At 66.3% G+C, this 25,233-nt stretch carries 25 protein-coding genes; 13 read left to right on the top strand and 12 right to left on the bottom strand.

What is annotated here, in order from left to right:
- Nucleotides 1-100: 100 nt before the first annotated feature.
- From carB to METLW4_RS24385, 4 genes are all read right to left on the bottom strand, one after another.
- Nucleotides 101-3,595, bottom strand: a complete 3,495-nt coding sequence (carB, locus tag METLW4_RS0108005) for a carbamoyl-phosphate synthase large subunit (RefSeq protein WP_018265687.1) — start codon at nt 3,593-3,595, stop codon at nt 101-103.
- Nucleotides 3,596-3,838: 243 nt separating this feature from the next.
- A complete protein-coding gene (locus METLW4_RS0108000; protein WP_018265686.1) occupies nt 3,839-4,273 on the bottom strand; it encodes a hypothetical protein in 435 nt (144 codons plus the stop codon).
- Nucleotides 4,274-4,385: 112 nt separating this feature from the next.
- Nucleotides 4,386-4,694, bottom strand: coding sequence for a DUF167 domain-containing protein (locus METLW4_RS0107995; protein ID WP_018265685.1), 309 nt, complete (start codon nt 4,692-4,694; stop codon nt 4,386-4,388).
- The gene (locus METLW4_RS24385) at nt 4,691-5,395 is read right to left on the bottom strand and encodes a hypothetical protein (protein WP_043332427.1); all 705 of its coding nucleotides are present in this window, start codon (nt 5,393-5,395) and stop codon (nt 4,691-4,693) included. The genes METLW4_RS0107995 and METLW4_RS24385 overlap by 4 nt, the downstream gene beginning before the upstream one ends.
- 289 nt (nt 5,396-5,684) lie before the next feature.
- Here METLW4_RS24385 and METLW4_RS0107985 point away from each other — a divergent pair, with 289 nt between their 5' ends.
- Nucleotides 5,685-6,494: a sterol desaturase family protein gene (locus METLW4_RS0107985; RefSeq protein WP_018265683.1), complete on the top strand. Its 810-nt coding sequence runs from the start codon at nt 5,685-5,687 to the stop codon at nt 6,492-6,494.
- 29 nt (nt 6,495-6,523) lie between these two features.
- On the opposite strand, the gene METLW4_RS0107980 is transcribed toward METLW4_RS0107985, so the two are convergent.
- From METLW4_RS0107980 to METLW4_RS0107970, 3 genes are read right to left on the bottom strand one after another with little or no spacing between them, the layout of a single operon-like run.
- A complete protein-coding gene (locus METLW4_RS0107980; RefSeq protein WP_018265682.1) occupies nt 6,524-7,531 on the bottom strand; it encodes a pilus assembly protein TadG-related protein in 1,008 nt (335 codons plus the stop codon).
- Nucleotides 7,524-8,039, bottom strand: a complete 516-nt coding sequence (locus METLW4_RS27725; RefSeq protein ID WP_018265681.1) for a TadE/TadG family type IV pilus assembly protein — start codon at nt 8,037-8,039, stop codon at nt 7,524-7,526. Before METLW4_RS27725 ends, METLW4_RS0107980 begins: the two co-directional genes overlap by 8 nt.
- Nucleotides 8,036-8,548: a TadE/TadG family type IV pilus assembly protein gene (locus tag METLW4_RS0107970; protein ID WP_043331773.1), complete on the bottom strand. Its 513-nt coding sequence runs from the start codon at nt 8,546-8,548 to the stop codon at nt 8,036-8,038. The genes METLW4_RS27725 and METLW4_RS0107970 overlap by 4 nt, the downstream gene beginning before the upstream one ends.
- 294 nt (nt 8,549-8,842) lie before the next feature.
- Here METLW4_RS0107970 and METLW4_RS0107965 point away from each other — a divergent pair, with 294 nt between their 5' ends.
- The 3 genes from METLW4_RS0107965 (at nt 8,843) to METLW4_RS24375 (ending at nt 12,213) form a co-directional block, all read left to right on the top strand.
- Complete coding sequence (locus tag METLW4_RS0107965; RefSeq protein WP_018265679.1) at nt 8,843-9,724, top strand: outer membrane protein assembly factor BamD; 882 nt, start codon at nt 8,843-8,845, stop codon at nt 9,722-9,724.
- Between the two features lie 47 nt (nt 9,725-9,771).
- Nucleotides 9,772-11,448, top strand: a complete 1,677-nt coding sequence (gene recN, locus METLW4_RS0107960; RefSeq protein WP_018265678.1) for a DNA repair protein RecN — start codon at nt 9,772-9,774, stop codon at nt 11,446-11,448.
- Nucleotides 11,449-11,529: 81 nt separating this feature from the next.
- A complete protein-coding gene (locus tag METLW4_RS24375; RefSeq protein WP_018265677.1) occupies nt 11,530-12,213 on the top strand; it encodes a lytic transglycosylase domain-containing protein in 684 nt (227 codons plus the stop codon).
- Between the two features lie 9 nt (nt 12,214-12,222).
- On the opposite strand, the gene METLW4_RS27010 is transcribed toward METLW4_RS24375, so the two are convergent.
- Entirely contained in the window at nt 12,223-12,384 is a 162-nt protein-coding gene (locus tag METLW4_RS27010) for a type II toxin-antitoxin system RelE/ParE family toxin (RefSeq protein WP_018265676.1), read from the bottom strand.
- A 176-nt stretch (nt 12,385-12,560) separates the two neighbouring features.
- Between METLW4_RS27010 and METLW4_RS0107945 the strand changes: the two genes are divergently transcribed.
- Genes METLW4_RS0107945 through METLW4_RS0107935 form a run of 3 tightly spaced genes read left to right on the top strand, consistent with a single transcriptional unit; the run spans nt 12,561 to nt 15,490 of the window.
- Nucleotides 12,561-13,436: a chorismate mutase gene (locus METLW4_RS0107945; RefSeq protein ID WP_051079622.1), complete on the top strand. Its 876-nt coding sequence runs from the start codon at nt 12,561-12,563 to the stop codon at nt 13,434-13,436.
- Between the two features lie 4 nt (nt 13,437-13,440).
- Nucleotides 13,441-14,562 carry a histidinol-phosphate transaminase gene (hisC, locus tag METLW4_RS0107940; protein WP_018265674.1) on the top strand — a complete coding sequence of 374 codons (1,122 nt, stop codon included), beginning with the start codon at nt 13,441-13,443 and terminating at the stop codon, nt 14,560-14,562.
- Nucleotides 14,555-15,490, top strand: a complete 936-nt coding sequence (locus METLW4_RS0107935) for a prephenate/arogenate dehydrogenase family protein (protein WP_018265673.1) — start codon at nt 14,555-14,557, stop codon at nt 15,488-15,490. Before hisC ends, METLW4_RS0107935 begins: the two co-directional genes overlap by 8 nt.
- A 126-nt stretch (nt 15,491-15,616) precedes the next feature.
- On the opposite strand, the gene METLW4_RS0107930 is transcribed toward METLW4_RS0107935, so the two are convergent.
- Nucleotides 15,617-16,567 carry a patatin-like phospholipase family protein gene (locus tag METLW4_RS0107930; protein WP_018265672.1) on the bottom strand — a complete coding sequence of 317 codons (951 nt, stop codon included), beginning with the start codon at nt 16,565-16,567 and terminating at the stop codon, nt 15,617-15,619.
- Between the two features lie 129 nt (nt 16,568-16,696).
- Here METLW4_RS0107930 and METLW4_RS0107925 point away from each other — a divergent pair, with 129 nt between their 5' ends.
- Nucleotides 16,697-17,812 carry a sensor histidine kinase gene (locus METLW4_RS0107925; protein WP_018265671.1) on the top strand — a complete coding sequence of 372 codons (1,116 nt, stop codon included), beginning with the start codon at nt 16,697-16,699 and terminating at the stop codon, nt 17,810-17,812.
- 33 nt (nt 17,813-17,845) lie between these two features.
- Here METLW4_RS0107925 and METLW4_RS0107920 read toward each other — a convergent pair whose 3' ends face one another.
- On the bottom strand, nt 17,846-19,189 hold the full coding sequence (locus METLW4_RS0107920) for an FAD-dependent monooxygenase (protein ID WP_018265670.1): 1,344 nt from the start codon (nt 19,187-19,189) through the stop codon (nt 17,846-17,848).
- A 180-nt stretch (nt 19,190-19,369) separates the two neighbouring features.
- On the opposite strand from METLW4_RS0107920, the gene METLW4_RS0107915 reads away from it, so the two are divergent.
- The 4 genes from METLW4_RS0107915 (at nt 19,370) to METLW4_RS0107900 (ending at nt 22,181) form a co-directional block, all read left to right on the top strand.
- Nucleotides 19,370-20,341, top strand: coding sequence for a quinone oxidoreductase family protein (locus tag METLW4_RS0107915; RefSeq protein ID WP_026191341.1), 972 nt, complete (start codon nt 19,370-19,372; stop codon nt 20,339-20,341).
- A 395-nt stretch (nt 20,342-20,736) separates the two neighbouring features.
- A complete protein-coding gene (gene rsfS, locus METLW4_RS28875; RefSeq protein ID WP_371212322.1) occupies nt 20,737-21,282 on the top strand; it encodes a ribosome silencing factor in 546 nt (181 codons plus the stop codon).
- A gap of 62 nt (nt 21,283-21,344) precedes the next feature.
- Nucleotides 21,345-21,824 (top strand): 23S rRNA (pseudouridine(1915)-N(3))-methyltransferase RlmH, encoded by a 480-nt coding sequence (gene rlmH / locus METLW4_RS0107905; protein ID WP_018265667.1) that lies wholly within the window; start codon nt 21,345-21,347, stop codon nt 21,822-21,824.
- A gap of 78 nt (nt 21,825-21,902) precedes the next feature.
- Nucleotides 21,903-22,181: a (2Fe-2S) ferredoxin domain-containing protein gene (locus METLW4_RS0107900; protein WP_018265666.1), complete on the top strand. Its 279-nt coding sequence runs from the start codon at nt 21,903-21,905 to the stop codon at nt 22,179-22,181.
- 26 nt (nt 22,182-22,207) lie between these two features.
- Here METLW4_RS0107900 and METLW4_RS0107895 read toward each other — a convergent pair whose 3' ends face one another.
- Both METLW4_RS0107895 and METLW4_RS0107885 read right to left on the bottom strand, forming a co-directional pair.
- Complete coding sequence (locus tag METLW4_RS0107895) at nt 22,208-23,767, bottom strand: DEAD/DEAH box helicase (RefSeq protein WP_018265665.1); 1,560 nt, start codon at nt 23,765-23,767, stop codon at nt 22,208-22,210.
- Between the two features lie 252 nt (nt 23,768-24,019).
- On the bottom strand, nt 24,020-24,346 hold the full coding sequence (locus METLW4_RS0107885; RefSeq protein ID WP_157234988.1) for a hypothetical protein: 327 nt from the start codon (nt 24,344-24,346) through the stop codon (nt 24,020-24,022).
- Nucleotides 24,347-24,863: 517 nt separating this feature from the next.
- Between METLW4_RS0107885 and clpS the strand changes: the two genes are divergently transcribed.
- The gene (clpS, locus tag METLW4_RS0107880) at nt 24,864-25,232 is read left to right on the top strand and encodes an ATP-dependent Clp protease adapter ClpS (protein WP_043332417.1); all 369 of its coding nucleotides are present in this window, start codon (nt 24,864-24,866) and stop codon (nt 25,230-25,232) included.
- The last annotated feature ends 1 nt before the right edge of the window (nt 25,233 follow it).

The raw sequence follows: 25,233 nt of genomic DNA, 5'->3' as shown, positions 1-25,233 counted from the left end.
CGCCCCCGGACCAGCGTGAGCTGCGGCGGACGGTCGGACTTCCTCGACATGAACGAGCCGCGGATGCGGCGGCCTTCACTTATATTCGCGCGGCGCGAGGTCACGCATTCGACGCGAAATAGTCCTGAAGGGCGCGGACTTCGAGATCTCCCGATACATAGGCCCTGATGCTCTGGACCGCTGCGATCGCGCCGGCCAGAGTCGTATAATAGGGGACTTTATGCAATAGCGCAGCTTGGCGCAAGGAACGAGAATCCGCCAGCGCCTGAGCGCCTTCGGTCGTGTTGAACACCAGCTGAACCGAGCCGTTCTTGATGGCGTCCACAATATGCGGACGCCCTTCCGACACTTTGTTGAGCTTTTGCGCCGGCACGCCCTGATCCTGCAGATAGCGCGCCGTGCCGCCCGTCGCCACCACCGTGAAGCCGAGGCTCACCAGCTGCTGAACCGCCGGTATGACACGCGGCTTGTCGGCGTCGCGCACCGAGACGAAGACGGTTCCCTGCCGCGGCACCTTGGTGCCGCCCCCTAACTGGCTCTTGGCGAAGGCCGCCTCGAAGCTGCGGTCGAGGCCGATGACCTCGCCGGTCGAGCGCATCTCGGGCCCGAGCACGGTGTCGACGCCGGGGAAGCGCGCGAAGGGGAAGACCGACTCCTTCACGCCGACGTGATTCGGCGCGCGGGAGGGCAGGGTGAAGGCCGAGAGCTTCTCCCCGGCCATGATGCGCGCCGCGATCTTGGCGATGGGGGCGCCGACCACCTTGGCGACGAATGGCACAGTGCGCGAGGCGCGCGGATTGACCTCCAGCACGAAGATTTCGCCGTCCTTCAGCGCATACTGCACATTCATCAGCCCGATGACGCCGAGCGCCTTGGCGAGCTGGATCGTCTGCCGCTCGAGCTCCGCCACCATCTCCGCCGAGAGCGAGCGCGGCGGCAGCGAGCAGGCCGAATCGCCGGAATGAATGCCCGCTTCCTCGATATGCTCCATCACCCCGGCGATGGCCGCCTCCTCGCCATCGGCGAGGCAGTCGACGTCCACCTCTATAGCGTCGGTGAGATAGCGGTCGAAGAGCAGCGGATTCTTGCCGAGAACCGTGTTGATCTGCCCGGTCTTGTCATTGGGATAGCGCGCCTTGACGTCCGACGGCACGAGGCTCGGCAGCGTGCCGAGCAGATAATCATCGAGCGTGTTCTGATCGCGGATGATCGCCATGGCGCGCCCGCCCAGCACATAGGAGGGCCGCACCACCAGAGGCAGGCCGAGCTCGCCGGCGACGAGCCGCGACTGCTCCACCGAATAGGCGATGCCGTTCTTCGGCTGCTTCAATCCGAGCTTGTCGAGCAGGCGCTTGAAGCGGTCGCGATCCTCGGCGAGGTCGATCGAATCGACCGGCGTGCCGAGAATGGGCAGGCCCGCCGAGCTCAGCGCATGGGCGAGCTTCAAGGGCGTCTGGCCGCCATATTGGACGATGACGCCATGCAATGTCCCATTGCTGCGCTCGACGTCCAAAATCTCCTCCACATCCTCGGCCGTCAGCGGCTCGAAGTAGAGACGATCGGAGGTGTCGTAATCCGTCGACACTGTCTCGGGATTGCAATTGATCATGATGGTTTCATAGCCGGCGTCGGCGAGCGCGAAGCAGGCGTGGCAGCAGCAATAGTCGAATTCTATGCCCTGGCCGATGCGGTTCGGCCCGCCGCCCAGAATGACCACCTTGCGCTCGGCGGAAGGCCGCGCCTCATTGGCCGGCGCGCCGAGGAAAGGCGTCTCATAGGTCGAATACATATAGGCGGTGGGCGAGGCGAATTCGGCCGCGCAAGTGTCGATGCGCTTATAGACCGGCCGCACGTCGAGCGCCCGCCGCGCCGCGCGCACTTCCTTCTCGCCGGCGCCGGTGAGCGTCGCGAGCCGCGCGTCGGAGAAGCCTGCGAATTTCAGGGCGCGAAAGTTTTCGGCGTCCTTGGGCAGGCCGAAAGCGCGCACCCGCGCCTCCAGCGCGACGATCTCTTCGATCCGCGCTATGAACCAGGGGTCGATCTTGCAGGCTTCGTGAATCTCCTGCGGATCCATGCCGAGCCGCAACGCCTGGCCGACGACGAGCAGCCGATCCGGCGTCGGCGTGCCGAGCGCGGCGCGCAGCACGTTCATATCGTCGCCGCGGCCCATGCCGTCGATCTCGATCTCGTCGAGGCCGGAGAGGCCGGTCTCCAGCGAGCGCAGCGCCTTTTGCAGCGATTCGGCGAAATTGCGCCCGATCGCCATGGCCTCGCCGACGGATTTCATCGCCGTCGTCAGAATGGGCTCGGCGCCGGGGAATTTCTCGAAAGCGAAGCGTGGAATTTTGGTGACGACATAATCGATCGTCGGCTCGAAGGAGGCGGGCGTCGCGCCGCCCGTTATGTCGTTGGCGATCTCGTCCAGCGTGTAGCCGACGGCGAGCTTGGCGGCGACCTTGGCGATGGGGAAGCCCGTCGCCTTGGAGGCCAGCGCCGAGGAGCGTGACACGCGCGGATTCATCTCGATGACGATCATGCGGCCGGTGGCGGGATCGACGGCGAATTGCACATTCGAGCCGCCGGTCTCGACGCCGATCTCGCGCAGCACGGCGAGCGAGGCGTCGCGCATGATCTGATATTCTTTGTCGGTCAGCGTCAGGGCAGGGGCGACCGTGATGGAATCGCCCGTATGCACGCCCATGGGATCGATATTCTCGATCGAGCAGACGATGATGCAATTGTCCGCTTTGTCGCGGACGACCTCCATCTCATATTCTTTCCAGCCGATGACGCTCTCTTCGATGAGCACTTCGGTGGTCGGCGAGGCGTCCAGGCCCCGCTCGATGATGTCGATGAACTCCGCCTTGTTATAGGCGATGCCGCCGCCCGTGCCGGCCAGGGTGAAGGACGGCCGAATGATCGCCGGCAGGCCGATATCCTCCAGCGCCTCCAGCGCCTCGGTCAGGCCCTTGGAAATATAGCGCCGCTTGCGCTCCGGCTCATCCGCTTCCCAGCGGCGACGAATATCGGCGATCGCCTTCTGCTTCTCTTCGTCGGAGAGGGCGGAGGCCTCGATCTCGGCGATATCGGCGTTGCGCTTGGCCTTGTCGGAGGTCTTGACGTCGGTGGCGTTGGCGAGGCGCGAGCGCGGCGTCTCGAGGCCGATTTTCGTCATCGCCTCGCGGAACAATTCGCGATCCTCGGCCTTGTCTATGGCCTGGGCGTTGGCGCCGATCATCTCGACGTCGAATTTCTCCAGCACGCCCATGCGCTCGAGCGAGAGCGCGCAATTCAGCGCCGTCTGGCCGCCCATGGTGGGCAGCAGCGCGAAGCCGCCGGGCGCGGCGTAGCGCTCCTTCTCGATGATCTTGGCGACGATCTCTGGCGTGATCGGCTCGACATAGGTCCGATCCGCCATATCGGGATCGGTCATGATCGTCGCGGGATTGGAATTGACGAGGACGATTCGATAGCCCTCGGCGCGCAGGGCCTTGCAGGCCTGAGTGCCGGAATAGTCGAATTCGCAGGCCTGGCCGATGACGATGGGGCCGGCGCCGATGATCAGAATGGTCGAGATGTCTGTTCGCTTCGGCATGTCGGTCCGTCTGTCATCCTTTCGTCGCGGGACGCTCCCCAGAATGGGGGAGAGCGCGCGTCTTGTCGTCTATCGGGGCGCCGGCGCGCACAAAAAAAGGCCGCGCTGCAGCCTTTCCAAGGTCCAGCGCGCCCTCCCTAGAGACGAGATCGAGCGGGGCGGTCGGCCCGGCCCGGCGGTCGGCCGTGTGTTAGACGAGAATCTGCGGAAGGGAAAGGGGCAGGGAGGCCCCCTGGGGAAGAGTCAGCGTGGATTGGCCGGCCCGCCCACCTGAATCCGCGCCGTGAGGTGCTGCAGGACCGTCCGATTCTCGAGGTGATAGGCGACGTTCAGCACGAAGCTGTCGTAGCCGGTGAAATTATGCTCGGGCGTGTAGGTCACAATCGTCGCATAGCCGGGCTGGCCCTGGCAGTGCCGCACCGGCGCCTGCCCCTCGCCAATGGTCAGCGTCCCATGCTCGGGATGCTGTGGCGACACCACTGTCGCCCGCTGCGCGAGCCGATAGTTCGGCACGCCCTGGCAATTCACCCGGAAGGAATGAAAATAAAAGACGGTCGGCGTGTTGGGCTGCGTCAAGCGGGTGAGCAGCGCATCTCGGGCCGCCGCCGGCGCCGTGGGCAGCGTTGCGGCGGCGAGGAGCGTGAGAGCGACAGCGCGCGCAATGAGCCGACAATTCATGAGGTTCTCGGAAACAGACGAAACCGGAAGTCATTACATCGGATTTATGTATTAGTCCAGATCAGGCTTGGCCGTCATCCGTCATGGGGCGGCCAGTGTCCACGCTTTTCGCTCAGGCTCTGCGGAACGGGCCTGGAAGCTTCTGTGGCGCGGCGATCCGCAATTGCTTGTTGACGTTCATGCGTCCGAACACGACTTCGATCGCCGAGGGAGCGACGCCGAACTCGCCGGCGAGAAAGCGGACCATGTGATCGGTCGCCCGGCCTCGCCGCGGCGCCGTGGTCACGCTGACCTCGAGCTGATGGCCTCTGGGCTTGCCGATGGCGTCGCGACTGGCGGCCGGCCGTCCCAATATGTTGACCACCAGCGTCTCGCCTTCCCACCAGAAAAAGCGCTCGTCCTCCGCCGATTTGCGCGTCATCGATCGGCTCCCGGCCGCAGCGGCGAATCGACGCGCGTGGCGAGCCAGATCACATGCCGCGCGCCGCCGCCTCCGCGATGGGCCCGCGCCTTCGCCTCCTCGACGCGAAAGCCGGCCTTGCGCAGACGCGCGGAAAACGCTCGATCCGGCGCGCAGGACCATACGGCCAGCACGCCGGCCGGACGCAGCGCGGCCCGCGCCGCCCGCAGTCCCTCCTCGCCATAGAGCCCGCCATTGGAATCGCGCGTCAGGCCCTCGGGACCATTGTCGACGTCGAGGAGAATGGCGTCATAGGCGCCGCGGCCGGAGCGAATCGTCTGGCCGACGTCCTCCACTTCTATGTCGAGACGCGGATCGGCCAGGCTGTCGCCGAAAACCTCGGCCATCGGTCCACGCGCCCAGGCCACGACGGCGGGCACGAGCTCGGCCACGGTGATCCGCGCCTGGGGGCCGAGGGCGCCGAGCGCGGCGCGCAAGGTGAAGCCCATGCCGAGCCCGCCGATGAGCGCGCGCGGCTGCGCCCGGCCGGCGATCTTCGCGCAGGCGAGCGTGGCCAGCGCCTCCTCCGAGCCGCTGAGGCGGCTGTTCATCAGCTCATTATTGCCGAGCATGATCGAGAATTCCGCGCCGCGCCGCTTGAGCCGCAGCTCGCCCGCGCCGCCGGGGACGGGGGCCGTATCGAGCAGGGTCCAGGGGATCACGGGAGGGCTTCCTTCGAGGGTGCGCGGCGTTTCAGCGGCGCGGTGATAGCGCGAGGCGAGATTCGGCGTCCAGCGCGGCGAAGGCGGAATGGCCCACGAAACTGGGCGCGGCCCGGCTCGACGCGGCGCTGCGCGTCCGAATTCAAAGCATTGGCGCCTCATTGGCGCGTCGTCCCGTCGACTAGAAATTCGCCATGAACTCGGCTATAGGACGAAAAAATATCTCTGTTCGCCGCGCGGATTGCGGCCGGCGCGACGAACGGATTTCCCGATCGGAGTCCGCCTATCCATGTCGCTCGAGCCATTCGGATATATTCCTCTCTCCCTTCTCGCCTGGGCTGCGCAAATGGTCGCGTTCCACGGGATCGGCTACGCATTCGAATGGTGTGATTCGACCGGTCGGCTGAAGCGCTTCAAGGTGCGCGAGCTCGATCGCATGAGCTATCGTGAGCTGCTGCCGCGTGTCTTGCTCAACCAGACGACGATTCTTCTGCCCTCCATGCTGGCGGTGGAATATTTCGGCCTCGGCTTTCTCGGCGCGCCGCATCTGACCTGGACCGCGCTCGTCCTGACCATGATCGGCATGCTGATCGGCCATGACATCGTGCAATATGTCGCGCATCGCCATTTGCTGCATCATCCGGCGCTGATGAACCGGCTCGGACATGCGCTGCATCACCAGACCGGCGCCAGCAAGGCGATCAGCGCCTGCTATCAGTCCGGCGCGGATTTCTTCTTCGAGATCGTGCTGCCCTATCTTCTGCCGCTGGTTCTCGTCGGCGGCGGCGGCGCCAGCGTCGCTTTCCATCTGTGGACGACGAGCCTCGGCGCGCTCGGCGGGCTCTATGAGCATTCCGGCTATGATTTCGGCCTCGCCTTCCGCGATCCGGCGGCGACCGGCTGGCGCAAGCGGCTCAACGCCGCGCTGGAGCATCTCACCTCCAGCGCGGCGCACGGCTTCCACCATACGCGTGGCAATGTGAGCTTTTCCGACGGCTTCGGCACCCCGGGCATTTGCGACACCCTGTTCAAGACGCGTTGGGATCTGGTGCCGGAGCGCGCGCGCCGGAGAGAGCGCGCGGCGGCGACGTCGGCCTGAGCTCGGCGAGGCGAGAAGCCGGCTCTTCGTCAATTGGTCAGCAGAACGCCGGTGGCCTGCGCGGTCGCATCATTGGCGGCGCATGTCACCGACATGACGGCGTCGTTATAGTCGTAGTCGTCGGTGTTTCCGCCCATGTCGTTCCAGGCGTAATAGAGCGTCTTGCCCGCCGCCGCCGCACAATTGAGCGCCGCATAGCTCGGCAAAGAGGAGAGGCAGGAGCCGCTGACCAGCGACGACAGGCTGGTGACGACCTGAAGGCTGCAGTTTTTCGTCACGGTCGGATAGGCCGATTTGCTCGGCGGCGACAGATGCGAATAGAAATAATGCGTCGAGCCCTGCGCGCCGCCATAGCCGTTGGACCCGTAGCCGCTGCGTCCGCCGGTGACATTGTAGAGGGCCAGTCCCAATTTCTGGCCCGCGGTGAGCGTCACCTTGATCGTGCCGGAAGTAGAGCCGCCGGTGTTGCTGAACAGCTTGGTGAGATTGGAGGTCGAGGGCGCCGAGCCGTCGCTCGGCACGATGTAATAGTAGAGCGTGTTGGCGTCCAAGGCGCTGGAGTTGAACTGCGATAGGGCGATGCTCGCCGTATAGACGAAGTTTTTCGCGGTCGCCGTCACCGATATCGGCGCATTGGCCATGATGGCGCCCAGCATCTGGCTCTTGGCCGTGGCCGAGGCCGTCACCGTGACGATATAGGCGGTGGTCGAGCTGCTGGAGGCGGCTGTCGATGTCGTCGCCGAATAGCTGACGGAGGCCGAGGCGCTGGGCAGCAGCGCGACGGCGCCGGCCATATAGGCTTTGGCGGCCGTGACCGCGGCGGCGCTGGTCGAGGAGGAGACATAGGCCGTCGCGCCCGCCAAGGCCGCCTGATCGACGGCGTTCTGCAATCGGGAGCGAATCGCGAAGGCGCTCGCCAGATTGACGCCGGCCCCGATCAGCAGAGCGAGCGGCAGCAGCACGGCGGCGAACAGCAGGACGGCCGCGCCGCGGCGATCCGCGCGGAAGCGGGCGAATGTCGATTTTTTTTCAGTCATGGCTCACCTTCGTGCCGTTGCGTGGCTTGGCGACCGCGATCGCCGAGAATGAGAAGGTCGACGGCAGCACATAGGCGACGGGCGCCTTGTAGGCGTAGGTCGCCTGCACCACTATGGCGCTGTCGCCGGATGTGGGCGTGTAGGTCGCCGCCAGAGTCGGGGCGTTGGTCGTCGCGGCGGCGGATCCGCAGCTCGTGTCCTGCCAGTCCTTCGTCCGGCCGCTGCTCGAATAGACGACGCTCGTCACCGCGGCTGTGAAGCCCGAGCTCGTCAGCGGCGACAGCGTCATTTGCGCGCCCGAGCAGAGATTGGACATGATCGTCGTCGAGATGCTCGTCTGCTGGGAGACGAGATCGGCCAAGGTCTGCGCCGCCAGTCGCACTTTCCAGCTCGCGCGAATGAGCCGCGTCGCCTCGAAGGCGCCGAGAGTGAGCATGAGAGCGACCGGCGCGATCAGCGCGAATTCGACGAGCGCGACGCCGCCGTCGTTTCGAGGCGGGCGGCTCATGAATAGGGCTCGTTCTGGAAGGCGACCGTCGACAGAATCAGCAGATAGCCGTTCTTGCCGAAGAAAGCCGAGAGCCAGGGAGCGAACAGCGTCCGCGTGAAGCCGACCCGCACCAGCACGTCCGATCCCCCCGAGCCGATGGAAAAGCTCGTATTGGTCAGCGCATTGGAGCTGTCGGTCGTGATGGTTGTCGAAAGGGCGGAGAAGCTCGTCCCCGATTGGACCGAATATTTGATCGAGGAGCAGGGGACGACGGCGTAGAGATAGCTGCAGAGCGTCGTCTTGAAGGCGGCCGAAGTCGTCGTCGCGCCGATCTTGACGCTGCGCGCCGCGCGCAATGTCGCGCTGTCCAGCACGCTCTGCGCGAGCAGGGTCATGCCCAGATCGATCCATACGACCAGGATCAAAACGAAAATCGGCGCGATGAACGCGAATTCGACCGCCGTCGCGCCGTTTCGAGCTTCGAAGAAGGCGGCGCGCTTCTCACATGTTCCCAAAGTGGCCATCATGGCGCTCCGCCTGTGCGTGGGAAATATTCCCACATCATGCGCGACGCGCGTTACCTATGGATTAATGCGGATCCGTCTCGCGGAAGCCCCGTTCCCGCGCCATTCGCCATAATGTCGCCCGAACTCGCCCGTCATCTGGCCGCGGCGACGAAGCTTCCGCGGTCGCCGGCCGCTCTCTTCTCGTCTCGCGCGCGTGGCCCGCGCGCTTGTTTTCTCGTGGATCTGTCCGGGTGGCGCGCGCCGGCGATTTGGTCTACAGAAAGTTAACCGCCTACGCCCGATGAGGTCGATCACATGCCGATGATTTTCCGCTCGTCCCGTTATCGCGTCGCGGTTCTCGCCTGCGTTCTGCTCGCGGCGGCGCCGGCTCGCGCCGACATTCTGGACAGCATCACGAGCGGCTTCGGTCTCTTCTCGGGCGAGAAATACAAGACCGAGATTCTGCCCGATATTCCGGCCGAGGATATTTACAATCAGGGCCTCGCTCGCATGGACGCCCATGATTATGAGAACGCCGCCAAAAAGTTCGGCGAGCTCGAGAAGCAATATCCCTTCTCGCAATGGGCGCGCAAAGGCCTGCTGATGCAGACTTTCGCGCAATATCAGAAGCCCGCCTATGACGACGCGGTCGCCTCGGCGCAGCGTTACATCGGCCTCTATCCGACCTCTCCCGACACGCCCTACATGTATTATCTCGCGGGAATGTCCTATTATAATCAGGTCCCTGCGGTGATGCAGGATCAGGAGAGCGCCGAGAAGGCTCTGGCAATCTTCACCCAGCTCGTCGAGAAATTCCCCAAGTCGGAATATGTGACCGACGTCAAATACAAGATTCAGGTGGCGCGTGATCAGCTCGCCGCCAAGGACATGACGGTCGGCCGCTTCTATCTGACCCGCAAGAATTATGCGGCCGCGATCAATCGCTTCCACGACGTTCTCGCCAAATATCAGACGACCCGCCACGCCGAGGAGGCGCTATATCGGTTGACGGAAGCCTATTTCGCCATGGGCGTCGTCAATGAGGCGCAGACGGCGGCAGCCATTCTGGGGCATAATTTCCCCGATTCGTCCTGGTACAAGGACGCGCATGCGCTGCTCGCGACGGGCGGCGTCGCGCCCGAGGAACATCAGGGCTCCTGGCTCTCCAAGATCGGCAAGACGCTCGGCGCCAGCTGAGCGTTCGCGAGGGCGAGCCGAGGGGGCCGGAAGAGTAGAGCGCGCGCATGCTCGTCCGTTTGTCTATTCGCGATATCGTCCTCATCGACAGGCTCGATCTCGAGTTCGCGTCCGGCCTGACCACGCTGACCGGCGAGACCGGCGCCGGCAAATCCATCCTTCTCGACGCTTTCCTTCTCGCGCTCGGTGCGCGCGGCGACGCCTCGCTGGTGCGCGCCGGCGAGGAGCAGGGGCAGGTGACGGCGGCCTTCGATCTGCCGCGCGACCATCCGGCCCTCGCCGCGGCGCGCGAGTTCGGCCTCGACGCCGAGGACGAGCTGGTCTTGCGCCGGGTGCAGACCAGCGACGGCCGCACCCGCGCCTTCGTCAACGACCAGCCGGCGAGCGCCCAGGCGCTGCGCGCCATCGGCGCCTCGCTGGTCGAGATCCATTGCCAGCACGATGATCGCGCGCTCGTCGATCCGAGCGCGCATAGGGCGCTTGTCGACGCCCATGGCGCGCTCGGCGACAGAACCGCGCAGCTGCGCGAGCTGCATGGCGTGCTGCAGCGCGCCCGCCGCGAGCTGGCCGAGGAGGAGGCGCGCGTCGCCAAGGCGCGGGCCGAGGCCGACTATCTGCGCCACGCCAATGAGGAGCTGGAGGCGCTGGCGCCGCAGCCCGGCGAGGAGGCGGCGCTCGCCGAGCGGCGTCAGACCATGCAGCGCTCCGAGAAAGTGGCTGGCGATCTGCGCGACGCGCTCGAGGCTTTTTCAGGCGATCATTCGCCCGCCGGCGAGATCGCCTCCGCCGCGCGGCGGCTGGAGCGGCGCGCGAGCCAGGCGCCGCAGCTGATCGAGCCGCCGGCCAAGGCGCTCGCCAACGCGCTGGACGCGCTCTCTCTCGCCGAGCAGGCGCTCGAGCAGGCGCTGCGCGACGCCGATTTCGACCCGCGTGAATTGGAGCGCATAGAGGAGCGGCTGTTCGCGCTGCGCGGCGCAGCGCGCAAGCATCAGACCAGCGTCGACGCGCTGCCCGCGCTGGCCGAGCGTTTCGCCGCCGATCTCGCCGCGCTCGACGCCGGCGAGGCGCGCATCGTCGCGCTGAGCGAGGCGGTCGCCAAAGCGCAGGCCGCCTACGCGAAGGCGGCGGAAAGCCTTTCGGCGGCGCGGCGTGCGGCGGCCAAGGCGCTCGACGCTCTGGTGGAGGGCGAGCTGAAGCCCTTGAAGCTGGAAGGCGCGCGTTTTCGCACCGAGATCGTCAGCGATCCGGCGACCGCAGGGCCGGACGGCTATGACCGCGTGGAGTTCTGGGTGCAGACCAATCCGGGCTCGCGGCCTGGCCCGCTGGTGAAGGTCGCCTCGGGCGGCGAGCTCGCGCGCTTCATGCTGGCGCTGAAAGTCGTGCTCGCCGATCGCGGCTCGGCGCCGACGCTCGTCTTCGACGAGATCGACACCGGCGTCGGCGGCGCGGTGGCGGACGCCATCGGGCAGCGCCTGGCGCGGCTCGCGAAACGCGCGCAAGTGCTCACCGTCACCCATGCGCCGCAAGTGGCGGCGCGCGCCAGCCGGCATTTGCGCATCGCCAAAGGCGCGGTGAAAGGCAAGGCGAAAGACCGCGTGGCGACGCGCGTCGCCGAGCTGGAGGAGGCGGAGCGCCGCGAGGAGATCGCCCGCATGCTCTCGGGCGCCGCCATCACCGACGAGGCCCGCGCGGCGGCCCGCCGGCTGCTGGAAGGGGCCGGCTGAAATCCGTACGGATTCGGGCCGATTTGGCGAAAGCTCGATCTTCGGTTAAGAAGCGCTAACCAAATCGGCTCGGGAGGACGAATGAGACTGGCGATTTGCGCGGCGGCCGCCGCCATGGGCTTTGCGCTCGCGGGCTGCAATTCCTCTTCTCCCGAACGTCAATTCGTCGCCAAGGCGGTCGAAGAGCCGCCGCCGCCGAAGGCGAAGCTCTCGCAGCGCGAGAAGCTGGAGGAGAGCATCTCCCGTTGCGCGCGCACCTATGACATTCCCGCATCGCTGATCCATACCGCCGTCCGCCGCGAGAGCAATTACAATCCCGCCGCCAAGAACGGGCCCTATTGGGGCTTGATGCAGATCCGCTACGACACGGCGCGCAGCGTCGGCTACAATGGCCCGGCCAAGGGCCTGCTGGACGCGGAAACCAATCTCGCCTACGCCGGCGCCTATCTCGCCAACGCCTTCCGCGTCGCCGGCGGCGACGCGCAAAGGGCCATTCAGCTCTACGCCAAGGGCTTTTATTACGAGGCCAAGCGCAAGGGCCTGCTCGGCCAAATGGCCAATGGGCGCTCCTCCGCCGACGAGAAGAGCGAGCCGACGACGACCGTGGCCGAGGCGGAGCCGCCGGTCACTGTGCTGGCCGCGATCGATATTCCGGCGGGCAAGCATGTCAGGCCGGCCGAGCCGCAAGCGCAGCCGGAGCCGGTCATGATGTATACCGAAGCGCAGGCCCCGGTCGCGCTGGAGGAGCAGCCCGCGCAGCAATAGGGCCGAGCGTCAAAAAGCGTCCGGCCAGCGGCGCGCTCCGTGATAGACGCGCAATATGTGAATGGCCTCGTTCTGCACGCGATAAGGAACGAGGTAGGGCGTTCCTGCGACGACGAATTCCCGTGTGCCGAAAATGCGGAAACGGCGTTGTTCCGCTCGTGGTTCCGACATTCCAGAACGTCGCGGCGTGGATGACCGCGACAAGCGCGGTCACGGCGCTGGAGACATTCGGTCCTCGCCCTGGTTCGGAGCCTTCGAGCCCGCATGGAGCCCGCGCCCTCGCATTGCCTCCCGCGCCGCGCTGGCCTAAGACAGCCCTCCGCCCTTTTTGAAGCCAGCCCGCGCCGATGCGAGACGAATCTTTGCCCAAGATCGAGACCGAAACGCTCGCGGATCTGCGCGACGAGATCGACCGCATCGATCGCGAGATGCATGGCCTGCTGATGCAGCGCGGCGAGATCATCGATCGGCTGATCGCGGTGAAGGGCCAGAACGGCGCCTCCGCCTTTCGCCCGGACCGCGAGGCGAAGATGATGCGCGCGCTGGTCTCGCGGCATACGGGCCTGTTGCCGGTCGATACGGTCGAGGGCATTTGGCGCATCATCGTCTCCACCTTCACCTATATGCAGGCGGAATATTCCCTCCACGCCGATGATTCCGGCGGCGACGCCGCCATGCGCGACAGCGCGCGCTTTCACTTCGGCTTCACCGTGCCTTATGTCACCCATCACGGCGCCGGCGCCGTGGTCGCGGCGGTGGCTGGCTCCAAGGGCGATCTCGGCATGCTGCGCTCCGCCGGCGCGCAGGAGGAGGGCGCCTGGTGGACGCGCCTCATCGGCGAGAATGCGCCCAAGATCATCGCGCGCCTGCCCTTCGTCGAGCGGCCCAATCATCCGGCCGGCCTGCCGGTGCTGATCGTCGCCAAGCCGCTGGCCGAGGCCGCCTCGCAGGATATCGCCCTCTATGCGCTCACGCTGCCGAAATGGCATGCGGCCGCCCCTGCGGCGATCGACGCGCTGGCCGGCGAAATTCTCGCCACCGCGCCGCAGGGCGGCGAGCTGTCGCTGCTCGTCGCCGCGCCCGGCCATGTGAAAGCCGCGAAATTTGTGGAAGAGCTGGCGCACGCCGGCGTCGGCCGCGCCAGCGCCGAGCCGGTCGGCAGCCATGCGGCGCGTTTCGAATTGGACACGGCCCGCAGCGGCGTTTTTGCTCCGAGGAGTTGACGAGATGACCAAACCTGTCGTGCGGCGAAGCGTGCTGGCGATCGACGCTTATGTGCCCGGCAAGAGCGCCGCTCCGGGCGCCGCGCGCGTCTTCAAGCTCTCGGCCAATGAGACGCCGCTCGGGCCGTCTCCCAAAGCCGTGGAGGCGCTGCGCGCGCTGGCGCCCAAGATCGCCGCCTATCCCGACGGCTCGGCGACGCGGCTGCGGCAGGCGATCGGCGCCGCCCATAGGCTCGATCCCGATCGCATCGTCTGCGGCGCCGGCTCCGACGATATTCTCGCGCTGCTCGCGCACGCCTTCATCGAGCCGGGCGATGAGGGGATCTACACGCAGTACGGATTCCTGGAGTATCGCATCGTCATTCTGGCGGCGGGCGGCGTTCCCGTCATCGCGCCGGAGACCGATTACAAGGCGAGCGTCGATGCGATTTTGGAGAGGGTGACGGAGCGCACGAAAATCGTCTTCGTCGCCAATCCCAATAATCCGACCGGGACCTATCTGCCGAAATCGGAGATTCTCCGGCTCGCCGATGCGCTGCCGCCGCATGTCGTGCTCGTCATCGACGCGGCCTATGCGGAATATGTGCGCGCGGACGATTATTCGGCGGCGCTCGAGCTCGCCGCGACGCGCGACAATGTGGTGACGACGCGCACTTTCTCGAAAATCTACGGTCTCGCGGGGCTGCGCCTCGGCTGGGGCTATGGCTCGGCGCATATCATGGATGCGCTGAACCGGCTGCGCGGCCCGTTCAATGTCAGCGCCGCGGCGATCGAGGCGGGCATAGAGGCGGTGCAGGACAAGGCGCATGTCGAGGCGGCGATCGCGCATAATGCGCGTTGGCTGCCGTTTTTGACGCAGGAGATCGAGGCGCTGGGGCTCGAGGTGCTGCCGAGCGTCGCCAATTTCATCGCCATTCGCTTTCCCGATGAGGCCGGTCGCACAGCGGCGGACGCCGATCGCTTCCTCACGTCGCGCGGGCTCGTGCTGCGCGCGATCGGCGCTTATGGAATGCCGCAATTTCTGCGGCTGACCATCGGCTCGGAGGAGGCCAATCGCCTCGTCGTCGCGGCGCTCGGCGAATTCACCGCCTCATGGCGCGCGGCGCCGCGGGCCGCGCATGGCTGACCCGCGCGCGCCGATCTTCGAGAAGGTCGCGCTGATCGGCCTCGGCCTCATCGGCTCGTCGATCGCGCGCGGCGCGCGCGCCTATGGCGCCGCGACGCGCATCGTCGCGAGCGACGCCTCGGAAGATGTGCGCGCGCGCGTGCGCGAGCTCGGCATAGCCGATGAAACGACGGCCGATCTCGCCGAAGCCGTGACCGGCGCCGATCTCGTCATTCTCTGCGTGCCGGTCGGCGCCTGCGGCGAGGTCGCGCGCGTGATCGCGCCGCATCTTGCACCCGGCGCCGTTCTCTCCGACGTCGGCTCGGTGAAGGGCGCCATTGTCGCGCAGGTCGCGCCGCATGTGCCGGCCAGCGTGCATTTCATTCCCGCGCATCCGATCGCCGGCACGGAATATTCCGGGCCGGACGCCGGCTTTGCGACGCTGTTTCAGAATCGCTGGTGCATTCTCACGCCGCAGGATGGTTTCGACGGCGAGGCGGTGACGAAGCTCTCGGCCTTTTGGACGCGGCTCGGCGCCAATGTCGAGACGATGAGCGCGACGCATCATGATCTCGTGCTGGCGGTGACGAGCCATCTGCCGCATCTCATCGCTTACAATATCGTCGGCACGGCCGCCGACCTCGAGGAGGTCACGCAGTCGGAGGTCATCAAATTCTCGGCGTCGGGCTTTCGCGATTTCACGCGCATCGCCGCTTCCGATCCGACCATGTGGCGCGATATTTTCTTGAACAACAAGGACGCCGTGCTGGAGATGCTCGGCCGTTTCGACGAGGATTTGACCGCGCTGCGCCGCATGATCCGCACCGGCGACGGCGACGGGCTGTTCGCGCTGTTCACGCGCACGCGCGCCATCCGCCGCAGCATCATAGCGCAGGGCCAGGATACGGCGGCGCCGGATTTCGGACGCGCGGCGCCGCGCGAGGAGTGAGGCGGAGCGCGCCCTCCCTCACATGGGAGGGAGGGCGGCCGGCGTTACACGAAATCTCGATGAAGCGCGGAGTCTTCTCCCTCTCCTGCGTAGCGGGGGAGGGTTGGGGAGGGGGCGCTTCGCCGCTCAAATCAATCCCATCACCCGCAGCGCATCGGAAATCTCCTCGCGCCGTTTCTCCACCGCCGCCTCGCCTTCGCGCACGGCTTCCTCTGTGCGGTCGAACTCGAGCAGGCCGATATGGCCGACGCGCGGCGTGATGTGAACGTCGGGCGGGTCGCCGGCGAGGCGCGAGCGCGTCAGCCGGTCCTGCATGATGCTGAGCGAGGTCGTCATCACGCCGAAAATGCTGGGCCGATCGGGGTCGCGGCGAAAGACTCCGCGCGTCAGCGATTCGGTGAGCGAGGCGACGAAGGGCTTCTGCTTTTGCTCGAGCAGAGTGATCGGATCGAAGCCCATTGTCGAAGGGATGCGCGCGGCGTCGCGCGACTTGCCGATGATATCAGTGTTGAGGTTGACCGCAATGACCAGCTCCGCGCCGAGCGCGCGGCAGGCGGCGACCGGCAGAGGATCGACCAGCGCGCCATCGGCGAGCCAGCGTCCGTCGACCTCCATCGGCGGAAACAGGCCCGGCAGCGAGAAGGAGGCGCGCAGCGTCTCGGCGAGATCGCCTTTTTGCAGCCAGATCTCATGGCCGGTGATGAGATCGGTGGCGACGGCGACGAAAGGCGTCGGCAAGGTCTCGACGCGCATGGGGCCGAGCGCGCGGCGCAATTCCATCAGCAGGCGGTCGCCTTTGATGAGCCCGCCATAGCCGAGCTGGAGATCGAGATAGGAGACGATCTTGCGCTTGTCGAGCGAGGTCGCCCAGGCCTCGAGCTCGTCGAGCTTGCCGGCCAGAAAGCAGCCGCCGACGAGCGCGCCCGCCGAGGTTCCGGCGACGACGTCGAAGGAGACGCCCATGCGCGTCAGCGCGCGCACCGCGCCGATATGCGCCCAGCCGCGCGCCATGCCGGAGCTGAGCGCGAGGCCGATTCTGCGCCTGCCGAGCGGATGCTCCTCTTTGTCGGGCGTCATCGTCGCTTCCCTCGTCGTCGCCGCTCAGGCTCTTTTTTTCGCCCCCCGCAGGTCACATATCACATTCGCCGCCCTCGAGGGGCGCGAGGGCGAAGGTCACGCCGCAATGCGCGGGGCGAGGGGAGCGCAATGGGCTCCGAGACGATCGAATATGATCGCTATCGCGTGATGGTCGAGGCCTCGCCGGCGGCGATTCTCATCGTCGGCGCCGATGGGCTGGTCCGCTACGCCAATCGCGAGACGGAGCTTTTGTTCGGCTATGCGCGCGAGGAGCTGATCGGCCGCTCTGTCGATCTGCTGACCCCCGCGGTCGTCCAACGCCGCCACGCCGCCTACCGCCGGCTCTTTTACGCCGATCCGAGCCGCCGCATGATGGGCGTCGGCCATGAGATCAAGGCGCGGCGTCGCGACGGCGGCGAGTTTCCAGTCGAGATCGGGCTCGCGCCGCTGGCGACGGCGCGCGAGATGTTGGTGACGGCGACGGTTCTCGACATGAGCCGGCGACGAGAGATGGAGCGCGCGCTCGCCGCCAGCGTGGCGGAGCTGGAGCGCGCCAATGAGCGGCTCGGCCAATTCGCCTATGTGGCGTCGCTCGATCTGCAGCAGCCCTTGACCGAGATCGCCGCGCAATCGGCGCGTCTCGATACGGCGATGGCGGCGGGATGCTGCGCGGAGATCGCGCAGGCCAGCGCGCATATGCGCTGCGCGGCCGTGCGCGCGCGCAAGCTCGTCGGCGATCTGCTCATTTACGCGCGCACCATTTATGGCGATCAGCAATTGGAGGCGCTGGATCTGCGCGAGGAGGTGCAGCTCACCCTCGTCGCGCTGTCACAGTCGATCGAGGCGGGCGGGACCAGGCTCGATGTCGATATTCCCGCCGCCGCTTTCGTCGGCGACCGCACGCAATTCGCCTGCCTGATGCAGAATATTGTGGCCAACGCCGTCAAATATCGCAAGCCCGGCCGTCCGGCCGAGGTGACGATCGCGGCGACGCTGGAGCAGGGCGCCATTCGCCTCTCCATCGTCGACAAGGGCGTCGGCTTCGATCAGGATTTCGCGCAGCGGATTTTCGAGCCCTTCAGCCGGCCGGAGAGCGACGTGGAATACGCCGGCACGGGCATAGAGCTGGCGATCTGCAAATCCATCGCGGATCGCCACGGCTGGGAGATAGAGGTGGAGTCGCAGCCGGGCGACGGCACGGCGTTCCGCCTCGCGATACCGGCGCTGTTCGCGCCGTCTCTGTGAGGCTTTTCCCGCGAGAGGAGATCGGCGCGCGCGTCAGCCCAGGCGCGAAGCCGTCTCGCGCAAATGGGCGAAGGCGCCTTTGGCGGCGTCGACCAGCGCCTCCGGCCCGCGCGGGCGCTTGCCGCGCATGCGAGGCTCCTTGGGCGCCTCCTCGCGCATCAGCCGCGGCTGCGCGAGATGCGGCGCCACGCCCTCGCGCATCACGGCGCGGCGCAGCGGGCCGAGCGCCGTCATGGCGATGAAGCCGGCGCCGCGAATGAGGTCGATCGGCAGATAGGGGACGATCAGCGAGCGATTGAGCAGATCGACCCCATGGGTTCGGAAGCCGATGTCGGCGCGGCGGTGCGTCTCATAGCGCAACAACGCGCGCGAGAGCTCCTTGGGATTGCGCAGATCGACGCTGGCGAGGCAATCCTCGAGATCGGCGACGTCGCGCAGGCTGAGATTGAGCCCCTGCGCGCCGATGGGCGGAAAGACGTGACAGGTCTCGCCGACCAGCGCCAGCCGCGGCGCCGTCAGCCGCGACACTTGCAGCCCGCCCATGCGGAACTCGCCTATGCCGCTCTCGATCGCGATGGAGCCGAGCTTCTCGCGCGAATAATCCTCCATCTCGTATTGCAGCTCGTCGCGCGGCTTGGCGAGGCGGCGCTTGGCGTCGCGCGGGCTCATCAGCCAGACGAGGCTGGAGCGATGCTCCGCGCCCTCGCGCGGCGGCAGCGGCACCAGAGTGAAGGGGCCGGAGCGCGTGTGAAACTCGGTCGAGACATTGTCGTGCGGCAGCTCGTGGCGCAGCAGAGCGGTGAGCGCCACTTGCGGATAGGTCCATTCCTTCGTGTCTATGCCGGCGGCGGCGCGCGCCTTGCTGCCGCGCCCATCGGCGGCCACGATGAAATCGGCGGCGATGCGGCGCCCGTCGGCGAGGATCGCCGTCGCGCCATCCTCCGCGAGCTCATAGTCGGCGATGTCGGTCTCGATAATCTCGAAGCTCCCGGTCGCGCGGGCGTGCTCGAGCAGAATGGCGGTCAGCTCGTCATTGGAGACATTGAGCCCGAAGGCGGGAAGATCGATCTCCTCCGAGCGCATCACGAGATCGGGCACGGGGAGAAGCTGGTCCGTGTCGTCGATCATCTGGATCGTCTCGATCGGGCAGGCGGCGGCGCGGACCTTCTCCAGCACGCCGATCGAATCGAGAAAGCGCACCGAGGCCTCGAACAGCGCGATGGTGCGGCCGGGCAGAGGCGGGGGGAAGCGCCCGGCGAGCGTCACGCGCCAGCCGGCGTTGGCGAAGGCGAGGGCGGCGGCTATGCCCGTGGAGCCGGCCCCGGCGACGAGAATTTGCGTGTCGATCGTGGGGCTTCCCGCCAATGTCTCGGCCATGTGCTGCGTCTCCGTTTCGGGGAATCCTTCTACACTATGGGAAGAGGAAGGCGAAGCCGCTCGCCGGCGGCTTTCCGTCGCTGTCGGAAAAGCTGTCGGCTTCCTGGCTCGCGTCAATCCCCGGTCGCAATCGGCGTGGATTTTTGCGAAGAGGCGGGCGGGATTATTTTGGAGACGATCATGGTGAAGGCCATTCGCATTTATGAGACGGGCGGGCCGCAGGTTCTGCGCTATGAGGATGTCGAGCTGCCGCCGCCGGGTCCGGGCGAGGCGCAGATCGTCCAGCGGGCGATCGGCGTCAATTTCATCGATATTTATTTGCGCACAGGCGCCTATCCTTCGACGCTTCCCTTCACCCCCGGCTTCGAGGGCGCGGGCGAGGTGGTCGCGCTCGGCGAGGGCGTCGATGAATTCGAGATCGGCGATCGCGTCGCCTATGTCGGACCGCTCGGCGGCTATGCGGAGGCGCGCAATATTCCCGCCGCCTCATTGGCGAGGTTGCCGAAATCCTTCTCCTTCGAGACCGGCGCCTCGATGATGCTCAAAGGGCTCACGGCGCAATATCTGCTGCGGCGAACCTATAAGGTGAAAGAGGGGGACCGAATTCTCGTGCATGCGGGCGCCGGCGGCGTCGGCCAATTGCTCTGCCAATGGGGAAGCGCGCTCGGCGCGCATGTGATCGCCACGGTCGGCGACGAGGAGAAGGCGAAAATCGCCAAGGAGGCCGGGGCGGCGCATACGATTCTCTATCGCAGCGAGGATTTCGCCGCCGCCGTGCGGGAAATCACCGGCGGCAAGCTGTGCGATGTCGTCTATGACGGCGTCGGCCGCGACACTTTTCCCGCCTCGCTCGATTGCCTGAAGCCTTTCGGACTTTTCGTCAGTTATGGCTCCGCCTCCGGCAAGATCGAGGCTTTCGACATCAATCTCCTGTCGCAGAAGGGCTCGCTCTTCGCGACGCGGCCCTCGCTCTTCGCCCATATCGCGCGGCGCAAGGACTATGACAAAATGACCAAGGATGTGGTGCGCGCGATCAAGAAGGGCGTGCTGCGGCTCGAGCGGCCGGCCCTTTTTCGGCTCGAGGACGCCGCTCTCGTCCATGCCGACCTCGAGGCGCGGCGCACGACAGGGGCGCTCGTGCTCGTTCCCTGAGCCTTCCGTCGGGCGCCGCTGCAAAATCTTCGTCCATGTGACATTTTTGGCACAGGCGCGCCGGGCGGCCCTGGTCGCAGAATTTAGCGAATTGAATTTGCGGGCGCTGGCGAATCGCGCTCGTCGGCCCCGCCCGCTCGGGCGGCGCTGAACCGGGGCCGTGCCGGGGCTTTTCCCGGCCAGGCCTGGACAAATGCGACCTTTTATGCCGGGCGCAGCGACGAGGAATCGGGTAGGCTCCAAATCGTTCCGGCTTTGAGGTTCCTCCCACCTCCCGATGGGCCGGGGCCCACTCTCAAAACCCGGCGTTCTCGCCGGGTTTTTTTCTGCCTGCGGCGGGGGCGCGGGCCGCGCGTCTTTCCGCCTTTTTCGATGATTAATAAAAGCTTATGTCGATGTCTCGGGGCCAAGGCCGCGCGGCGGGCGTAGCCTTGGCCGCGCGCTTTCGTTTTTGCGCGGTTGCATTCGGGCTCAAAGCGGCACATCTTGAAAGGCGCGGCGCCAGCGCCGCGAAGCATGAGGGTCACAAGCTGACGACAAGTCTTCCCGGGGCGGCGCGCGCGCCGTCTCAGCCGGCTTCCGGGCCGATCGGCCAGATCGCCGGCTCCATCGCCGAAAAAGTCCTCACGAGCCTCGACGACTCCAAGGCCGAGGACGTCATCTCCATCGATCTGCGCGGCAAGACGACGATCGCCGATGACATGGTCATCGCGACCGGCCGTTCCACCACGCATGTCGGCGCCATCGCCGACAGAGTGCTCAAAGCCTGCAAGGAGGCCGGTCTCGTCGCGCCGCGCGTCGAGGGTCTGCCGCAGTGCGACTGGGTGCTGATCGACGCGGGCGACGTCATCGTCCACATTTTCCGGCCCGAGGTGCGCCAGTTCTACAACCTCGAGAAAATGTGGGGCGGCGCGCGGCCGAGCGAGCTGCGCGCGGTCTGAGCGCTAGAGGGCGAAACGGGACAGGACGGCATTCGCCGAAGCGCGAATGTCCGTAAGAGGACATGCGTCTCGGAATTCTCTGTGTCGGTCGGCTCAAGGCCGGCCCGGAGCGTGAGCTCTACGCACGCTACGCCGCCCGCGTCGCGGCGATGCGAAATATCGGGCTCACGGGGCTCGATCTCCTGGAAATCGACGAGAGCCGGGCGCGCAATCCGGCCGAGCGCATGGCGCAGGAAGGCGATTGCCTGCTCGCCGCTCTGCCGGCGGGCGGAAAGCTCGTCGTCTTCGACGAGCGCGGCAAGCCGGCCAGCAGCGCCGATTTCGCGGCCATGGTCGAGAGCGACAGGGACAAAGGCGTAAAATCGCTATGGTTCGCGATCGGCGGCTCAGAGGGGTTGTCGCCCGCCGTGCGGGAGAAGGCCGGCGCGGTCTTTTCCTTCGGGCGCATGACGCTGCCGCATCAGATCGTGCGAATCCTCGTCGCCGAGCAGATCTATCGGGCGACGACAATTCTTTCTGGACACCCGTATCACCGCGCCTGAAATGTGCGCCGCTTATTCACCACGACGACATGAAGATTGCTTCCGCCGGTCGGCCGGGCTCAGAGCGAGAGGAATGAAATGACCGAGCCGCCGCTGATCCGCTTCGTCGTCTGCGTCGGCGACGTCTGCGACCGCGAGGGACGCGGCAGCGCGCTGCATGAGCGCTTGAGCGCGGCGCTCGATATCGATTTCGGCAAAGGGATTTCCGCCGGCGAGATCGCCTGCGTGAGGCGCAGCTGCCTGCGCCATTGCTCGCAGGGAATCCCCATGGTCCGCATCGAGCCGTCCGGCGACGTTCACGCCGATCCAGACATAGAGCATATGCTCGATCTCGTGGAGGAGGCGCTCATCGGCTGAGCGGCGCCTCCACGCTTCATGCTGGATTATTCGTCGCCGACCTTGGCCGGCTTCAGCACCACGGGGCGAAGCAGGAAGGACGGAATATGGTCGCCGAGGCCGATGACCGGCGGCCCGTCATCCTCATGCTGGCGCGTCGTCGGCCGGCGGTCGCGGCGATCGCCATAGGTCGGCGGCCGCTCGGGACGGGGACGCGCAGGGCGCGCCTCGCGCTCATGTCTCGGCTCCCGCTCTTGCCGGGTCTCGCGCTCCGGCCGGGCTTCGCGTTCTTGCCTCGGCTCGCGCTCGGGCCGGGGCTCCCGCTCGCGTCTGGGCTCGCGCTCTGGCCGAGCCTCGCGGCGCGGCTCGCGCTCCGCCGATGAACGGCGGCCGCCACGCTCGCCGCCACGCTCGCCGCCGCGCGCGCTGCGTCCGCGACCGCGCGATTCGCGCGCCGGCGCCTCGGACGGCGGCGGCAGCTCGTGGAGGCCAGGGCCTTCCCAGTCGATCTTATTGCCGATCAGCGTCTCGATCTGATCGAGATATTTGCGATCGTCGTCGGTGACGAGGGTGAAGGCCGTGCCGGAACGGCCGGCGCGGCCCGTGCGGCCGATGCGATGGACATAGTCCTCGCTATGCGTCGGCACGTCGAAATTGAAGACATGGCTGACGTCGGGAATGTCGAGGCCGCGCGCCGCGACGTCCGAGCAGACGAGAAGATTGACGTCGCCATTCTTGAAGGCGTCGAGCGAGGCCATGCGGGCGAGCTGGTCCATGTCGCCATGCAGGGCGCCGGCGGAGAAGCCGTGCTTGTCCAGCGAGCGATGCAGGATCGCGACGTCGCGCTTGCGATTGCAGAAGATGATCGCATTCTTGAAATTATCCGCGCCGCGGATGATCCGGCGCAAGGTCTCGCGCTTCTCGGCGTGGCCATGGGTGGCGACCAGCGCCTGGCGGATCGTCGCCGCCGTCGTCGAGGCGCGCGCGACCTCGACTCGTACAGGATTGTGCAAGAATGCCTCGGTGAGGCGCGTGATCTCCGGCGGCATCGTCGCGGAGAAGAACAAGGTCTGCCGCGTGAAGGGCACCAGCTTGCAGACGCGCTCTATGTCCGGGATGAAGCCCATGTCGAGCATGCGGTCCGCCTCGTCGATGACGAGAATCTCGATATTCGTCAGCAGCAGCTTGCCGCGGTCGAAGAAGTCGAGCAGGCGGCCGGGCGTCGCGATCAGAACGTCGGCGCCGCGCATGATCTTGGCTTCCTGATCTCCGAAGGAGACGCCGCCGATCAGAAGCGCGACATTGAGCTTATGATTTGCGCCATATTTGGCGAAGCTCGCCTCGACCTGCGCCGCGAGCTCGCGCGTCGGCTCGAGAATCAGCGTGCGCGGCATTCGCGCGCGGGCGCGGCCCTGCTCGAGCCGGCACAGCATGGGAAGCGTGAACGCCGCCGTCTTGCCGGTGCCCGTCTGGGCGATGCCCAGAATGTCGCGCCCCTGCAGCGCGGGGGGAATGGCCTGTTCCTGAATGGGCGTGGGCTGAGTGTAGCCGGACGCCTCAACGGCCGCGAGGACCTTTTGGGAAAGGCCGAGTTCGTCGAAGTTCATCAATGGTCCTGGTCGCGGCTTTCATGACATCTGGCAAGGGAAGGGCGCGCGAATGCCGCGGGGGCGCGCGTCGTCCTCGAGAGGCGGGCCGTCGCAAATCGACGGTTATGTCCGCTGGCGTTCTGCTCGACGATCTGGGGAGCAAGACGCGCGCCATGCTTGAAGCCGAATGCGCCGGATGTCAATGAATTTGACTCGGGGCCATCGCGAGCGGCGCCGCGCCGCTGCGGATGTTTTCGTTGAAGCTTCGCCCTATTTGGGCTCCGCGCCGCAGGGGGAGGCGGGCGCGACGGCTTTTTGGCCCGGCGCGATCGAGCCGGTGGCGGCGTGATCGACGCCGACGAAGCCGATGCGATGCACGATCTGAGTCGTCATGCTCGTCTGCGCCGCGGCGAGCTGCGCGCGGCCGCGCTCTTCCTTATGGACAAAAGCGAGGAGCGGCAGCTCGCCGTTTTGTAACTTTGCCGACAGCAGATTGGCCCCGAGCACGCAGGTGAGCGCCAGCACGGCCGACCCCAAGGCAACTTTTTCGACGAGCCTACCCGCCGTGTCCCGCCGAAACCGATCGAGCATCGACATTCGCGCCTCTTTTCAATCGCGCGCCTCGCATTTGCGTGAGCGCGACAGTAGGCGCCGTGGGTAAAGGACGCGTTTACGCTCATGGTTTTCAATAAGTAGACGGATGCGACGCGCCGTCGCGGGGCGGAATCGCGACATTGGCGGCGCCTTTTGGAAACCGCGTCGGGAGCCGAATGCGCCGCCGCGGCGCGCTCACTTGTTCGCCCGCCGCGGCACATTATGTCCTAGGCGGATTGTCGAAGGACGGGGCGCGACCGAGGCGCCGCCCGGGGCTCGCCTCGGACTTTTTTCAACCGTTTCAGCTTTTCGGGTCTTGCCAATGCTCCCGCGAGAAAGAAAACTCGGCGCTACCCCGCTTCGACGGCGCCGCGAAAGCCGACCAGGGGCCCGCGGCACAGAGAATGCTACGCAGATGTCAGCCGGGCCTTTCGCGGGCGAAACATCGGAAAGGGGAATGAGGAAAGCCGAGGTGACCGTGATCGATGATCTTACGCTCGACAGCCGGCTCGCGTCCGCCATGGACGCCGACGGCGGGCCTCCCCATGCGGGCGGAAAAGAGCCTCGCAAAGGCGGCGGCGACGGTGGGCCGGGGTCGGGAACGGCGCTGATCACCCGCACGCGGACGCAGACGCGGCGGCCCAACATGTATCGCGTCTTGTTGCTCAACGACGACTACACGACCCAGGAGTTCGTGGTCATCGTTCTGCGTAAATATTTCAACAAGAGCCTGGAAGAAGCCACTCGGATAATGCTGCACGTGCATAATCACGGCGTCGGCGAATGCGGCGTCTACACCTATGAGGTGGCGGAGACGAAAGTCACGCAAGTGATGGACTATGCGCGCAAGCACCAGCATCCGCTTCAGTGCATCATGGAAAAGAAGTGAG

The organism is Methylosinus sp. LW4 (assembly GCF_000379125.1).
GTDB lineage: Bacteria > Pseudomonadota > Alphaproteobacteria > Rhizobiales > Beijerinckiaceae > Methylosinus.
Note: the sequence above shows the minus strand (reverse complement) of the source record. Positions and strands in the feature narration are given on the sequence as shown.

What these genes read in the sequence shown, in the direction of transcription:
- METLW4_RS0107970 (WP_043331773.1), bottom strand. Translation starts at nt 8,548, where the DNA reads ATGATGGCCACTTTGGGAACATGTGAGAAGCGCGCCGCCTTCTTCGAA.
- carB (WP_018265687.1), bottom strand. Translation starts at nt 3,595, where the DNA reads ATGCCGAAGCGAACAGACATCTCGACCATTCTGATCATCGGCGCCGGC.
- rlmH (WP_018265667.1), top strand. Translation starts at nt 21,345, where the DNA reads ATGCGTCTCGGAATTCTCTGTGTCGGTCGGCTCAAGGCCGGCCCGGAG.
- METLW4_RS0107935 (WP_018265673.1), top strand. Translation starts at nt 14,555, where the DNA reads ATGGCTGACCCGCGCGCGCCGATCTTCGAGAAGGTCGCGCTGATCGGC.
- METLW4_RS0107895 (WP_018265665.1), bottom strand. Translation starts at nt 23,767, where the DNA reads ATGAACTTCGACGAACTCGGCCTTTCCCAAAAGGTCCTCGCGGCCGTT.
- rsfS (WP_371212322.1), top strand. Translation starts at nt 20,737, where the DNA reads ATGTCTCGGGGCCAAGGCCGCGCGGCGGGCGTAGCCTTGGCCGCGCGC.
- METLW4_RS0107920 (WP_018265670.1), bottom strand. Translation starts at nt 19,189, where the DNA reads ATGGCCGAGACATTGGCGGGAAGCCCCACGATCGACACGCAAATTCTC.
- clpS (WP_043332417.1), top strand. Translation starts at nt 24,864, where the DNA reads ATGGACGCCGACGGCGGGCCTCCCCATGCGGGCGGAAAAGAGCCTCGC.
- recN (WP_018265678.1), top strand. Translation starts at nt 9,772, where the DNA reads ATGCTCGTCCGTTTGTCTATTCGCGATATCGTCCTCATCGACAGGCTC.
- METLW4_RS0107995 (WP_018265685.1), bottom strand. Translation starts at nt 4,694, where the DNA reads ATGACGCGCAAATCGGCGGAGGACGAGCGCTTTTTCTGGTGGGAAGGC.
- METLW4_RS0107900 (WP_018265666.1), top strand. Translation starts at nt 21,903, where the DNA reads ATGACCGAGCCGCCGCTGATCCGCTTCGTCGTCTGCGTCGGCGACGTC.
- hisC (WP_018265674.1), top strand. Translation starts at nt 13,441, where the DNA reads ATGACCAAACCTGTCGTGCGGCGAAGCGTGCTGGCGATCGACGCTTAT.
- METLW4_RS0107965 (WP_018265679.1), top strand. Translation starts at nt 8,843, where the DNA reads ATGCCGATGATTTTCCGCTCGTCCCGTTATCGCGTCGCGGTTCTCGCC.
- METLW4_RS0107945 (WP_051079622.1), top strand. Translation starts at nt 12,561, where the DNA reads ATGCGAGACGAATCTTTGCCCAAGATCGAGACCGAAACGCTCGCGGAT.
- METLW4_RS0107985 (WP_018265683.1), top strand. Translation starts at nt 5,685, where the DNA reads ATGTCGCTCGAGCCATTCGGATATATTCCTCTCTCCCTTCTCGCCTGG.
- METLW4_RS27725 (WP_018265681.1), bottom strand. Translation starts at nt 8,039, where the DNA reads ATGAGCCGCCCGCCTCGAAACGACGGCGGCGTCGCGCTCGTCGAATTC.
- METLW4_RS27010 (WP_018265676.1), bottom strand. Translation starts at nt 12,384, where the DNA reads ATGTCGGAACCACGAGCGGAACAACGCCGTTTCCGCATTTTCGGCACA.
- METLW4_RS0107885 (WP_157234988.1), bottom strand. Translation starts at nt 24,346, where the DNA reads ATGTCGATGCTCGATCGGTTTCGGCGGGACACGGCGGGTAGGCTCGTC.
- METLW4_RS24375 (WP_018265677.1), top strand. Translation starts at nt 11,530, where the DNA reads ATGAGACTGGCGATTTGCGCGGCGGCCGCCGCCATGGGCTTTGCGCTC.
- METLW4_RS0107915 (WP_026191341.1), top strand. Translation starts at nt 19,370, where the DNA reads ATGGTGAAGGCCATTCGCATTTATGAGACGGGCGGGCCGCAGGTTCTG.
- METLW4_RS0107930 (WP_018265672.1), bottom strand. Translation starts at nt 16,567, where the DNA reads ATGACGCCCGACAAAGAGGAGCATCCGCTCGGCAGGCGCAGAATCGGC.
- METLW4_RS0108000 (WP_018265686.1), bottom strand. Translation starts at nt 4,273, where the DNA reads ATGAATTGTCGGCTCATTGCGCGCGCTGTCGCTCTCACGCTCCTCGCC.
- METLW4_RS0107980 (WP_018265682.1), bottom strand. Translation starts at nt 7,531, where the DNA reads ATGACTGAAAAAAAATCGACATTCGCCCGCTTCCGCGCGGATCGCCGC.
- METLW4_RS0107925 (WP_018265671.1), top strand. Translation starts at nt 16,697, where the DNA reads ATGGGCTCCGAGACGATCGAATATGATCGCTATCGCGTGATGGTCGAG.